Here is a 13,833-nt window from a genome sequence, read left to right as displayed (position 1 = left end):
CGGCCTCAATCGAAGGTGTAGCGCAGGCCGAGCGCGAAGGTGCGCGGCAGCAGCGTCGTGCCCAGATTGTGCGTGTCGGGTCCGCCCGTTTCGGCGAAGCGGTAATAGTTCTGCTGCATCTCGTTGGTGATGTTCACCGCGTCGAAGGTTGCGCCCAGCCGTTCGGTGATATTGTAGGTCAGCTGGAAATCCAGGCTTTTTTCCGGCCGGCGCCACACGCCGATCGGATTGGCGAACAGCCGCGCCTCGTTGTTGTTGAGGAAGTTCTTGCGCCACACATAGGAGAGCCTGAGCCCCAGCCCGGCGCGGTCATAGGCCAGCGTGACGTTGTACGACAGGTCGGACACGCCGAAGAAGGCGGATTCGGTCTGGCCGGTCACGTTGCCGGCGCTGTCGGTCAGGGGGATATTCTGGCTCGAATCGAGAATGGTGAGGCTGCCCTGCGCGCCCAGGCCATCGAGGAAGCCGGGCAGATAGCCGGGGAAATAGACGAAGCCCAGCTCGACGCCCTCGAGCACGCCGTTGGAGGCGTTCTCCGGCCGGACGACGCCGAACGTCGTCGTGCCTTCTCCCAGCGGATCGTCGGGGAAGGTGATGACCGACGTGATCGGCACCACCAGCCCTTCGATCTCGCGGCGGAACAGCGTGCCGTAGATCGCGCTGTCGCGCTCGAAATACCATTCCGCCGTCAGGTCGTAATTCTTGGCGATGGTCGGCTGCAGGTTCGGATTGCCGGCGGTGCCGCTGCCGCGGCCGATGCCGGTCAGATCGCCGGTCAGGTTGAAGAAGGGATTGAGATCGGCGAAGTTCGGCCGCCGCAGCGTCTCGCCATAGTTGAACCGCAGGCGCAGATTGGGCGTCACCTCGTAGCGCAGCGTGACGCTGGGCAGCAGCCGGTCGGTGACCTGTGAGGTGGAGATCGATTCCAGGGTGATCCGATCGGTGAAGGTCAGATCGGTATCGACATCGACATAGCGCAAGCCGCCCTGGATCAGGAGCGGCCGGCCGAACAGCGACATCTCCGCATCGGCCTGGATATAGGCCGCCATCGACACCTCGTTGATGTCGAACACGTCGGTCAGCGTCAGTTCGTCGCTCAGCAGAATGTCCGGGTCGACCGTCGATCTGTAGAGCTCGCGGATCTCGTCGGCATGGTCGTAGATGTAATGGCCGTTGGCGTTGACCCATGACACGGGCACATTGGCGCGGCCGTTGAAGAAGCCTTCGTTCAGGTACTGAAGCCCTGGATCGAGCGTGTTCAGCCGCTGCCCCAGCACGGGCGCGTCCTGGGTGCGCACCGAATCCATCGCGCCGCGATCGTCGATGCGGATGCCCGCCTTGACCTGGCGGAAGAAGCCGCCGCCGTCGAATTCCTTGACCCCGTCCAGATGCAGCGTTAGCGCATCGCCCTTCCTTCGCGCGGCGTTGTCGTAGAACTGGGCGACGGTCCATTGCGACGGATCGGTCAGCAGCGCATTGTCGTTGAAGTTATAGGCCGGGATGCCGCCGCCGGCGTTGAAATCGACGCTGATCTCCTCCGCGACGCGCTCGATGCGCATCGCCATGAACTCTTCGTTATATTCGCTGTTCTGGTACGACAGGTCGGCGCTGATCTTCGCATTGTCGCCCACCTCCCACTGCCCGTTCAGCGCATAGACGAAGGTATCGGTGCTGCTTTTGAGCAGATCGCCGCTGTTGAAGCCGTAGACGCTCCCCACCGTCCGCGACTTTATGATGTTGGTTCCGTCGATCAACTCGAAGGTCGAAGCCGGGTCAGGCCCCAGATCGCCCCACCAATCGACGAAGCTGAAGAACAGGCTGTTGAACGTGGTCTGACGGAACCCGTTCCAGAAGAACTCGGCGGTGTAGGTCGAACTGGAATTGGGCGACCACTGGATGGCGGCGTTGACGGCCGGGCGCTCGCGTTCTCCGGTCACATCAGGGCTGAACACTGCGTCGCGCGACAGATAATATTCTGTTTCCACGCCGTTTAGCATGAAGGTCGATCCGGGCGCGGTCGGAAGCCCGCGCTCGAGCCCCGGCACCCAAGCGCCGGTTTCGGGAAAGACGCGCTGAAGCGGGGTGAAGCCGGGCGGTGGATTTTCGGTGACGAACGGCACCATCGCGCCGGAGGTCACGCTCATCTCGCGCCAGTCGGTCCTGGAATAGCTCGCGTTGACCAGTACGCCGACGTCGCCGATGCCGGTCTCCCAGCGGTCGCTGACGAGCGCGCTGACGTTCGGATTGAAGGTGTCGGCGGTCTCGTTGTAGATGCCGCGCGCGACGCCGGAGATCGCGAAGCCGTCGAAATCGAACGGCCGCCTGGTGAACACATCGATCTGCCCGGCGATTCCGGTCTCGATCTGCTCCGCGGCGCGCGTCTTGTACACGTCGATGCGCCTGACCAGGTTCGCCGGAATGTCCTGCAGCGCGAAGGCCCTGCCAGACGCGGTGAAGATGTTGCGCCCGTTCATCGTCGTGAGCGGATCGGTCAGACCGCGGATCGAGATGCCGGCCGCCTCGCCGCCGCCGCGGTTGGTGACCTGCACGCCGGTCACGCGCTGCAGCGCCTCGATCACGTTATTGTCGGGGAGCTTGCCGATATCCTCGGCGACCACCGATTCGAGAACCTGGGTGGACTCGCGCTTGTTCTCCAGGCCCTGGATGATGCTCGCGCGCACGCCGGTGACGATGATCTCGTCCTCGGCGGACTGGCTTTGGGGCGGGGCCTCCTGCGCGGCCGCCTGATCCGCCGTCTGCGCCGCCGCCTGCGCGCTTCCAAGCACCAATGCGGCCATCGACGCCGCAGACAGAATTGCCACCTTCCTGGTCATCGTCCGTCCCCTTCTCCCCGAGCGGTCCCGAAGGCCGCCATCTTATTTACTCAGACAAAAAGCTAACGGCGGCGGCGGTGGCATGCAAGCGCTTTGTGCGCATTACGCAGACATTTGAAAATTCGAGGTCGGGAACCGGCAGCTATTCGGCTGATTCTGTTGAACAGGGCCATCGGCGTTCGCCGCAGGCGGCCGCAGCGGGTATCCGCATGGGATTGATCCGCACCGATAAGGTATATATGTCTGAGTTATTCATGGAGAGACGAGTGACGATTACCGGCGATTTGTTCATCGGCCAGAGCCGTGCGCGCACATCCAGGCTGTTCCGCGCGGTCGATCCGGCGACAGGCGACCTGCTGGAGCCCGATTTCAGCGCCGCCGGGGCGGACGAGGTGAAGCGCGCCTGCGCGCTCGCCGCGGCGGCCTTTCCCGCTTACGCCGCGACCGACCTCGAAACGCGCGCGCGCTTTCTGGAGGCGATCGCCGACAATATCATGGGCCTGGGCGATGCGTTGCTCGATCGCGCCCATATCGAATCGGGGCTGCCGATCGCCCGGCTGACCGGCGAGCGCGCGCGCACCGTCGGCCAGCTCCGTCTGTTCGCCGCCGAGGTGCGCGACGGCGGCTGGCTGAGCATCCGCATCGATCCGGCGATGCCCGATCGCCAGCCGCTGCCGCGCCCCGACCTTCGCCTGCGCAAGGTGCCGCTGGGCCCCGTCGCGGTGTTCGGCGCGTCCAACTTCCCGCTCGCCTTCTCGGTGGCGGGCGGCGACACCGCCTCGGCGCTCGCCGCGGGCTGCCCGGTGGTGGTCAAGGGCCATCCGGCGCATCCCGGCACCTCCGAGCTGGTCGCTCGCGCGATTGCCGGCGCGGTCGCCGCGGCGGGCCTGCCCGAAGGCGTCTTCTCGCTGCTCAACGGCGCGTCGAACGAGCTGGGCGGCGCGCTCGTCGCCGATCCGCGCATCGCCGCAGTGGGCTTCACCGGATCGCGCGGCGGCGGCACCGCGCTGATGCGCATCGCGGCCGAGCGGCCGGCGCCGATCCCGGTCTATGCCGAGATGAGCGCGATCAATCCCGTCCTGCTGATGCCGCATGCGCTCGAGGCGCGCGCCGAGGCGCTGGGCGCGGGCTATGTCGCGTCGCTGACCATGGGCGTGGGGCAATTCTGCACCAATCCCGGGCTGGTCCTGGCGATCGACAGCCCCGCGCTCGATCGCTTCACCGCCGCGGCGGCGGAGGCGCTCGGCCAGGCGCCCGCCGGGGTGATGCTCACCCCCGGCATCCATCAGGCGTTCGGCCAGGGCGTCGAGGCGCTCGCCGCGCATCCGCGCGTCACCACCGTCGCGCGCGGGCTGGCCGGCGAAGGACCGCACCACGGCCGGGCGGCGCTGTTCAGCATCTCGGCGGAGGATTTCGAGGGCGATCACGATATCGCGCAGGAGGTGTTCGGCGCCTCATCGGTGCTCGTCCGCTGCCGCGACGCGGCGACGCTGGCGCGCGTCGTCGAGGGATTGGAAGGCCAGCTGACCGCGACCCTGCACTTCACCGCCGAGGACGAGCCGATGGTCGCCGGGCTGCTGCCGGCGCTCGAAACCAAGGCCGGGCGCATCCTCGCCAATGGCTGGCCGACCGGGGTCGAGGTGAGCCACGCCATGGTCCATGGCGGCCCCTATCCGGCGACGTCGGACGGGCGTAGCACCTCGGTCGGCACGCTCGCCATCGACCGTTTCCTGCGGCCGGTCTGCTACCAGGATTTTCCGGACAGCCTGTTGCCGCCGGTGCTTCGCGACGGCGGACAGGCCGGCCTGCCGCACCGGCTCGATGGGAAACACACGCGCTGAGCACCGGTCAAAGGCCGGGTTCGAAGGGGAGGATAATGACGATACGTCTGGTTCAACTGCGCAATGCCCAGGGCGGGCGCACGGTCGCCGCGCTGGACGGTGGCGGCGTCGCGACCGCTGTCGCGGGGGTCGAGAGCGTACACGCGCTCGCGCTCGCTGCGCTGGCCGAAGGCCGCTCGCTGGCCGACGCGGCCCGGGCGCGCGCGGGCGATGCCGTCGACCTTGCCGCGGCCGAGCGCGACGGCCGCCTGCTCGCGCCGATCGATCATCCCGATCCGGCGCATCTCTACATGACCGGCACCGGCCTCACCCATCTCGGCTCGGCCGAGGGGCGCAACAAGATGCACCAGGCGGCGGCCGGCGCCGCGGTCACCGATTCGATGCGCATGTTCCAGATGGGCGTCGAAGGCGGAAAGCCCGCGAACGGCGGCGAAGGCGTCCAGCCCGAATGGTTCTACAAGGGCGACGGATCGTGTCTGGCGGGGCCCGGCGATCCGCTCGTCTCGCCCGATTTCGCGCTGGACGGCAGCGAGGAGCCGGAGATCGCCGGCATCTACATCATCGATGACGGCGGCACGCCGCGGCGGCTGGGCTTCGCGCTCGCCAACGAATTCTCCGACCATATCGTCGAGAAGGGCAATTACCTCTGGCTGGCGCATTCGAAGCTGCGCCCCGCCGCGCTGGGTGCGGAGCTGCTCGTCGGGGACTTGCCCAATGACGTGCGCGGCACCAGCCGGATCGTGCGCGACGGCGAGACGCTGTGGGAAATGCCCTTCCTGTCGGGCGAGGCGAACATGTCGCACAGCATCGCCAATCTCGAGCACCACCACTTCAAATACGCGCTGTTCCGCCGGCCGGGCGATATCCACGTCCATTTCTTCGGCACCGCGACCTTGTCCTTTGCCGACGGGATCGAGACGCGCGAGGGCGACCTGTTCGAGGTGTCGGCCGCGCCCTTCACGCTGCCGCTCCGCAATCGGCTGACGCGCGCGGCGCCCGCCTCCGCCAGGGTGCTGCCGCTGTGACTCGCATCGCGCTCGCCGGGATCGGCAAGATCGCGCGCGACCAGCACGTCCCGCATATCGCCGCTAACCCCGATTTCGAGCTGGTCGCCGCGGTCACCGGGCATCGGCCGCCCGAAGGCGTGCCGGGCTTCCGCACCGTCGCCGAGATGATGCGGGCGGTGCCCGACGTGCAGGCGATCTCGATCTGCACGCCGCCGCGCGGGCGGCTGGCGCTGGTCGAGCAGGCGGTCGCCCACGGGCTTGACGTGATGATCGAGAAGCCGCCCGCGGCGACGCTCAGCGAAGCGCAGGCGATCGTCCGCGCGGTCGCGGGGGCCGGCCGTGTGCTCCACGTCACCTGGCATTCGCGCGAGGCCGCGGCGGTCGAGCCGGCGCGGGCGTGGCTCGCCGGGCGCAACATCCGCCGCGTCGAGGTCAATTGGAAGGAGGACGTCCGCGTCTGGCATCCGGGCCAGGCATGGATCTGGGAGCCGGGCATCGGCGTGTTCGATCCCGGCATCAACGCGCTGTCGGTGATCACCCGAATCCTGCCGCGCCCGCTCTTGATGGAGACGGCGGAGCTGCGCTTCCCCTCCAACCGCGACGCGCCGATCGCCGCCAGATTGTCCTTTGACAGCGGCGGCGTGCCGGTCGCGGTCGAGTTCGACTTCGACCAGCGCGGCCCGCAAAGCTGGGACATCGATGTCGAGACCGATGACGGTCATCTGCAACTGTCGATGGGCGCATCGAAAATGGCGGTGGACGGCGTCGCGCAGGATGTCGGCGACGAGGCGGAATATGCCCGGCTCTACCGCCGCTTCGCCGAATGCCTGAGCACCCGCGCAAGCGATGCCGACCTGACGCCCTTCGCGCATGTCGCCGACGCCTATCTGCTCGGCCGCCGCGTCGAAGTCGGCCCGTTCGAGGAATAGACACCAAAATGGGGAGAGAAACGTGAAACTGTTGACCCGCATGATCGGCGCCGCCGCCGCGCTGTCACTGGCGTTGCCCGCCGCCGCACAGCAATCGCCCGTCGCGGTGACCGTCAATGTCGACACATCCAGGCCCGGCCCGGTGATCGAACGCGACATCTACGGCCAGTTCGCCGAGCATCTCGGCCGCGGCATCTACGAAGGCGTGTGGGTCGGCGAGAAGTCGAAGATCCCCAACACCAACGGCTATCGCAACGATGTCGTGGCGGCGCTCAAGAAAATCCGCGTGCCGTCGGTCCGCTGGCCGGGCGGCTGCTTCGCCGACGAATATGACTGGCGCGACGGCATCGGCCCCCGCGACAAGCGGCCGGTCAGGGTCAACACCCATTGGGGCGGCGTCACCGAGGACAACGCGTTCGGCACCCACGAATTCCTGAACTTCGTCGAGCTGATCGGCGCGGAGGCCTATGTCGCGGGCAATATGGGGTCGATGGACCCGCTCGAGATGGGCCGCTGGGTCGAGTACATGACCTCCGACAGCCAGTCGTCCTTGGCCAACGAACGCCGCAAGAACGGCCGCGACAAGCCCTGGAAGATCAAATATTTCGGCGTCGGCAACGAAAGCTGGGGCTGCGGCGGCAACATGCGCCCCGAATATTCGGCCGATCTCCACAAGCGCTATCAGACCTTCGTCAAGGCCCCGCGCGAGATGGGGATGAAGAAGATCGCCACCGGCGCGAACGTGGACGACTACAGGTTCACCGAAGTGCTGATGGACCGCGCCCGCCGCCAGATGGACGGCCTCAGCCTGCACCACTACACCTTTACCACCAGCTGGGAGGAGAAGGGCAAGGCGACGGGCTTCGCCGAGCCGCAATGGGCCTCGGTCTTCAAGAACGCGCTCCGCATGGAGGAGCTGGTCAGCAAGCACAGCGCGATCATGGACAAATACGATCCCGAAAAGCGCGTCGGGCTGTTCGTCGACGAATGGGGCACCTGGTACGAACAGGAACCCGGATCGACCCCCGGCTTCCTCTATCAGCAGAACTCCCTGCGCGACGCGCATGTCGCCGCGCTGACGCTCAACATCTTCCACCGCCATACCGATCGGGTGAAGCAGGCCGCCATCGCGCAGATGGTCAACGTCCTTCAGGCGATGATCCTGACGGACAAGGAGAAGATGGTGCTGACGCCCACCTATCACCTGTTCGACATGTACGTGCCGTTCCAGGGCGCCACGCCCTATCCGGCGACGGTGTCGAAGGCGCGCTACACCTCGGGCGGGATCGACCTGCCGATGGTCGACGTGTCGGCGGCGCGCGCGACCGACGGCGGGCTGTGGCTGTCGCTCACCAACCTCGACCCCAACCGGGCGGCGCGGGTGACGACCAACCTCAGCGGCAGCGCCAGCGGCCGCCTGCTCACCGCGCAAGCGATGGATGCGCACAACACGTTCGACAATCCGAACGCGGTGCGCCCCGTCCCCTATTCGGCGACCAGCACGGGCGGCAAGCTGGCGTTCGACCTGCCGGCCAAGGCGATCGCGGTGGTCAAGGTCACGCCGTGATCTCGCGGCGCGCCTTCCTCGTTTCGGCCAGCGTCTGCGCGCTGGCCGCACCGGGCTGGGCGCGGATCGGGGTGGATGCCGGGCGGATCAAGGTCCGTCCGGTTCCGCTGGGTGCGGTGCGGCTGAAGCCGTCCATCTACGCCGACGCGGTCGAGACCAACCGCAGGACGCTGCTGGCGCTCTCGCCCGATCGCCTGCTGCACAATTTCCATGCGAGCGCCGGCCTCGCGCCCAAGGGCGAACGCTATGGCGGGTGGGAGGCGCGCGGCATCGCCGGCCACACGCTGGGCCATTATCTGACCGCCTGCTCGCTGATGTTCGCGCAGACCGGCGACACGGCGGCGCGCGACCGGGTCCGCGCGATCGTCGCCGAGCTCGCCCGCATCCAGGCCGCGCACGGGGACGGCTATATCGGCGGCACCACCGTCGAGCGCGACGGTGAGGTGATCGACGGCAAGATCGTGTTCGAGGAAATCCGCAAGGGCGATATCCGCACCGGCGGCTTCGACATCAACGGCGGCTGGGTGCCGCTCTATACCTGGCACAAGGTCCATGCCGGGCTGATCGACGCCGAGCGCCATGGCGGGATCGCCGAGGCGCGGCCGGTGATGCTGGGCATGGCCGGCTATCTCGCGACGATCCTCGAAGGCCTGGACGATGCGGCGATGCAGAAGCTGCTCGCCGCCGAATATGGCGGGCTGAACGAGAGCTATGCCGAAACCCACGCGCTGACCCGCGATCCGCGCTGGCTTCGCCTCGCCGAGCGTATCCGCGACCGCAAGATCCTCGATCCGCTCGCCGCCGGCCGCAACATCCTGCCCGGCCTCCACGCCAACACGCAAATCCCCAAGCTGATCGGCCTTGCCCGCCTGCACGAGCTGACCGGCGATCCCAACCACGCCGCCGCCGCGCGCTTCTTCCGCGACACGGTGGTGGAGCGCCACAGCTATGTCATCGGCGGCAATTCGGAGCGCGAGCATTTCCGCGAGCCCGGCGTGATCGCCGCCGCGATCACCGAGCGCACCTGCGAGGCGTGCAACAGCTACAACATGCTGAAGCTGACCCGGCACCTCTATGGCTGGCGGCCCGACGCCGCGCATTTCGATTTCTACGAGCGCACCCACCTCAACCACATCATGGCGCACCAGCATCCCGAAACGGGGATGTTCGTCTATTTCATGCCACTCAGCGCCGGCGCGCGACGGACCTATTCGACGCCCGAGGACAGCTTCTGGTGCTGCGTCGGATCGGGGCTGGAAAGCCATGCCAAGCACGGCGATTCGATCTGGTGGCACGACGACGCCGCGCTCTATGTGAACCTGTTCATCCCCTCCGCGCTCGACTGGCAAGGCAACCGCGTCGCGCTCGACACGAACTATCCCTTCTCCGAGACGGTGACGCTCACGGTCGATGCGCTCGACCGCGCGCTCGCGATCCGACTGCCCGGCTGGTGCGAGCGCCCGGCGCTGGCGGTGAACGGCGAAGCGGCAGAGTACGAACGGCGCGGCGGATATGCCGTGATCGACCGCGCGTGGCGCAAGGGTGACCGCGTGACGTTGACCCTGCCGATGACGCTCCGCGTCGAGCCGACGCCCGACGATCCCGACATGATCGCTTTCGCTCACGGCCCCGTCGTGCTCGCCGCCGATCTCGGCCCGGCGAGCGACCCATTCGAGAGCCTGCCGCCCGCGCTCGTCACCGGGGACACGCTCGGCCGCGCGCGGGCGGTGGACGCCGCGGCGCATCGCTTCGCGGTGCCCGACGCGAAGCCGGCACCCCTCTCGCTCGTTCCCTTCTTCGCGCAGTACGACCGCCGCACCGCGGTCTATTTTCCGCGCTTCACCCAGGAGCAATGGGCGCGCGAGGAGGCCGCCTTCACCGCCGCGCAGCGCGCGCAGGCGGCGCTAGAGGCGCGCACGATCGACCGGATCAACCTGGGCGAGATGCAGCCCGAGCGCGACCATGACTATGCGTCCAACCACAGCGACCTGTTCTCCTTCGCCGGACGCAGCGCGCGCCAGCTGCCCTGGGGCGAGGGCAATTGGCTGGAGTTCGACATGGCCGTGCGCGACGGCCCCGTCGTGCTGCGCGTGCTCTATTGGGGCGAGGAGACGAACAAGCGTTTCGACATCTCGGTCGGCGGTGTCCTGCTCGCCTCCGAACGCCGCGCGACGCCGCCGGAGAAGCGCTTCGTCGGCGTCGACTATCCGATTCCGCCCGAACTGACGCGCGGCAGGAAGACCGTCCGCATCCGCTTCGAAACGCGGGGAACCGACGCCTTCATCTACGAAGTGCGGACGCTGGAGGCCGCCGCCAAATGACCATTTCCCGCCGTTCGGCTCTCGCCGCCATCGCCGCCGCCCCGATCGCGGCGCAGGCGCGGACCAAGGCGCCCGATACGGCGTTCCGCACGCTCGCCCCCAGGCCGCCGATGGGCTGGAACAGCTGGGACAGCTTCGCCACGACGATCACCGAGGAACAGGCGCGCGCCAACGCCGCGGTGATGGCCGAGAAGCTGCTGCCGCACGGCTATGACGTCTTCACCGTCGACATCCAGTGGTACGAGCCGGGCGCGACGGGCTACCAATATCGCGTCGGCGTGGAGCTGGCGATGGACGCCAACGGCCGGCTGCTGCCCGCGCCCAACCGCTTTCCCTCGGCCGCGGGCGGCAAGGGGTTCAAGCCGCTCGCCGATCATATCCACGGCCTCGGCATGAAATTCGGCATCCACCTGATGCGCGGGGTGCCGCGCCTCGCCGCCGATCGCAACCTGCCGATCCTGGGCACGCCGCATCGCTGCGGCGACATCGCCGACCGCGTCAATATCTGCCCGTGGAACGGCGACATGTACGGCGTCGACATGACCAGGCCCGGCGCGCAGGCCTATTATGACAGCGTGTTCCGCCTGATCGCCTCGTGGGACGTCGACTTCGTCAAGGTCGACGATCTGAGCCGCCCCTATCATCGCAACGAGCCCGAGATCGAGGCGGTGCGCCGCGCGATCGACGCGTCGGGCCGGCCGATGATCCTCAGCCTCTCGCCCGGCGAGACCCCGCTCAGCGCCGCGGCGCACGTCGCCGATCATGCGAATATGTGGCGGGTGAGCGACGATTTCTGGGACGAATGGCCGTTGCTGCTGTCTCAGTTCAAGCGGCTCGCCGACTGGGCGCCGCATATCCGCGAAGGCGCGTGGCCCGATGCCGACATGCTGCCGCTGGGGCTGCTCGTGCTGGGCGAGCGGCGCACGCGCTTCACCCCCGACGAGCAGCGCACGCTGATGACCCTGTGGGCGATCGCGCGGTCGCCGCTGATCATGGGCGGCGATCTGCGCGCGCTCGACGATGCGACGCTCGCGCTCCTCGCCAATGACGCGCTGATCGCGGTGGACCAGCATTCGACCGCCTCGCGCCAGGTCGTGCGCGACGGCGCGCGCGTCGTCTGGACCTCGCGCGACAAGCGCACCGGCGACACCAACCTCGCGCTGTTCAATATCGGCGACACGCCGGCCGAGATCGGCGTGTCGCGCGGGGAGCTCGGCCTCACCCGGCCAATGCGCATCCGCGATCTGTGGGCGCACGCCGACGCCGGCACCCTCGCCGATCGTTTCGCGCCGACGCTGCCGCACGGCGCAGGGCTGTACCGGCTGTCGCGCACCTAGAGCGCGATGACATTAGCTTGATCCGTTCGTCCTGAGTAGCCGTCGAGTAGCCGCGCAAGCGGCGTATCGAGATGGCGTATCGAAGGACACGCCCGGCGCGGTGCTTCGATATGAGCCCTCGATACGCGCTGACGCGCTACTCGGTCTTTACTCAGCACGAACGGGTCTCTGTAAAGTTCAGTGGTTGTGCCGCGGCACGCCGACCGTTTGCGCCAGCTTCCGGTACTTGACCGCGCCTTCCAGCACCGCGCCGGTCTCCGCCTGGCCGATCGTGTCGCGCTGGATCTCCTGCCAGGGGGTCTGCGACGCCGGATAGGCGTAGCCGCCGGCCGCCTCCAGCGCGGCGCGGCGCTCGGCCAGCTCGGCGTCGTCGACCAGCATGTTGGCCTCGCCCTTCCCGAGGTCGATCCGCACGCGGTCGCCGGTCCGGAGCAGCGCCAGCCCGCCGCCCGCCGCCGCCTCGGGCGAGGCGTTCAAGATCGAGGGGCTGCCGCTCGTCCCCGATTGCCGCCCGTCGCCGATGCAGGGCAGCGCGTGGACGCCCGCCTTGATCAGGTTCACCGGCGGCCGCATGTTGACGACTTCGGCCGCGCCGGGATAGCCGATCGGCCCCGCCCCGCGCATGATCAGGAGCGTGCGCTCGTCGATGCCGAGCGCGGGATCGTCGATCCGCGCGTGATAATCCTCGGGCCCGTCGAACACCACCACCGGCCCTTCGAACGCATCGGGATCGGCGGGATCGCTCAGATAGCGCTCGCGGAACTCGGGCGTGATCACCGACAATTTCATGATCGCCGATGTGAACAGATTGCCGCGCAGCACCGAAAGGCCGGCGGCGGGCAGGATCGGATCGGCGAAGCGGCGGATGACGCGCTCGTCCTCGATTGCCGCATCGCGGCAGTTGTCGCCGATCGTCCGGCCGTTCGCCGTCAGCGCGCTCTCGTCGATCAGCCCCTGGCCGATGAGTTCGGAGAGCACTGCGGGCACGCCGCCGGCGCGGTAATAATCCTCGCCGAGATATTCGCCGGCGGGCTGGAGGTTGACCAGCAGCGGCACGTCGCGGCCGTGCGCCTCCCAGTCGTCGATGGTGAGCTCGACACCCATGTGCCGCGCGATGGCGTTCAGATGGATCGGCGCGTTGGTCGATCCGCCGATCGCCGAGTTGACCCGGATCGCATTGAGAAACGCCGCGCGCGTCATCACGTCGGACGGCTTGCGATCGACCGCGACCATCTCGACGATCTGCTTGCCGGTCAGATAGGCACACTCTTGCCGGTCGCGGTACGGCGCGGGGATCGCCGCCGAACCGGGGAGCGACATGCCCAGCGCCTCGGTCAGCGAGTTCATCGTCGTCGCCGTGCCCATCGTGTTGCAGAAGCCGGTCGAAGGGGCCGATGATGCCACCAGCTTGATGAAGCCCTTGTAATCGATCTCTCCAGCGGCGAGCAGCTCGCGCGCCTTCCACACGATGGTGCCGGAGCCGGTCCGCTCGCCCTTGTGCCAGCCATTGAGCATCGGCCCCACCGACAAGGCGATCGCCGGGATGTTCACCGTCGCCGCCGCCATCAGGCAGGCGGGCGTGGTCTTGTCGCAGCCGATCGTCAGCACCGTGCCGTCGATCGGATAGCCGAACAGCAGCTCGACCAGCCCCAGATAGGCGAGGTTGCGGTCGAGCCCCGCGGTCGGCCGCTTGCCGGTCTCCTGGATGGGATGCACCGGAAACTCGATGGCGATCCCGCCCGCCTCGCGGATGCCCTCGCGCACGCGCTCCGCCAGCACGATGTGATGCCGGTTGCAGGGCGAAAGGTCGCTGCCCGTCTGCGCGATGCCGATGATCGGCTTGCCCGATTGCAGCTCCTCCAGCCCAAGGCCGAAATTCATGTAGCGCTCCAGGTAGAGCGCGGTCATGTCGGCATTGGCCGGATCGTCGAACCAGGCGCGCGATCTGAGCTTGCGCGCTTCGGCGGAGGAAGGGGCGGTCGTCATTGCGGAAAGGA

8 protein-coding genes are annotated in these 13,833 nt (G+C 67.9%); 6 read left to right on the top strand and 2 right to left on the bottom strand.

The window, feature by feature from the left end:
* Positions 1-5 precede the first annotated feature (5 nt).
* Complete coding sequence (locus D1610_RS01880; RefSeq protein WP_118862422.1) at positions 6-2,834, bottom strand: TonB-dependent receptor; 2,829 nt, start codon at positions 2,832-2,834, stop codon at positions 6-8.
* A gap of 254 nt (positions 2,835-3,088) precedes the next feature.
* Between D1610_RS01880 and D1610_RS01875 the strand changes: the two genes are divergently transcribed.
* From D1610_RS01875 to D1610_RS01850, 6 genes are read left to right on the top strand one after another with little or no spacing between them, the layout of a single operon-like run.
* Positions 3,089-4,675 carry an aldehyde dehydrogenase (NADP(+)) gene (locus D1610_RS01875; RefSeq protein ID WP_118862421.1) on the top strand — a complete coding sequence of 529 codons (1,587 nt, stop codon included), beginning with the start codon at positions 3,089-3,091 and terminating at the stop codon, positions 4,673-4,675.
* Positions 4,676-4,710: 35 nt separating this feature from the next.
* Positions 4,711-5,700: an AraD1 family protein gene (araD1, locus tag D1610_RS01870; protein ID WP_281268937.1), complete on the top strand. Its 990-nt coding sequence runs from the start codon at positions 4,711-4,713 to the stop codon at positions 5,698-5,700.
* Entirely contained in the window at positions 5,697-6,611 is a 915-nt protein-coding gene (locus tag D1610_RS01865) for a Gfo/Idh/MocA family protein (protein ID WP_118862419.1), read from the top strand. Before araD1 ends, D1610_RS01865 begins: the two co-directional genes overlap by 4 nt.
* A gap of 40 nt (positions 6,612-6,651) precedes the next feature.
* Positions 6,652-8,178 (top strand): alpha-N-arabinofuranosidase, encoded by a 1,527-nt coding sequence (locus D1610_RS01860; protein WP_182466694.1) that lies wholly within the window; start codon positions 6,652-6,654, stop codon positions 8,176-8,178.
* On the top strand, positions 8,175-10,499 hold the full coding sequence (locus D1610_RS01855; RefSeq protein WP_118862417.1) for a glycoside hydrolase family 127 protein: 2,325 nt from the start codon (positions 8,175-8,177) through the stop codon (positions 10,497-10,499). The genes D1610_RS01860 and D1610_RS01855 overlap by 4 nt, the downstream gene beginning before the upstream one ends.
* On the top strand, positions 10,496-11,836 hold the full coding sequence (locus tag D1610_RS01850; protein WP_118862416.1) for a glycoside hydrolase family 27 protein: 1,341 nt from the start codon (positions 10,496-10,498) through the stop codon (positions 11,834-11,836). Before D1610_RS01855 ends, D1610_RS01850 begins: the two co-directional genes overlap by 4 nt.
* A 177-nt stretch (positions 11,837-12,013) precedes the next feature.
* Here D1610_RS01850 and D1610_RS01845 read toward each other — a convergent pair whose 3' ends face one another.
* Positions 12,014-13,822, bottom strand: coding sequence for an IlvD/Edd family dehydratase (locus tag D1610_RS01845; RefSeq protein ID WP_118862415.1), 1,809 nt, complete (start codon positions 13,820-13,822; stop codon positions 12,014-12,016).
* Between the last annotated feature and the right edge of the window lie 11 nt (positions 13,823-13,833).

Origin of the sequence: Sphingomonas gilva, assembly GCF_003515075.1 — a bacterium.
GTDB classification, from domain to species: domain Bacteria; phylum Pseudomonadota; class Alphaproteobacteria; order Sphingomonadales; family Sphingomonadaceae; genus Sphingomonas; species Sphingomonas gilva.
This window is presented reverse-complemented; position numbering and strand designations above follow the sequence as displayed.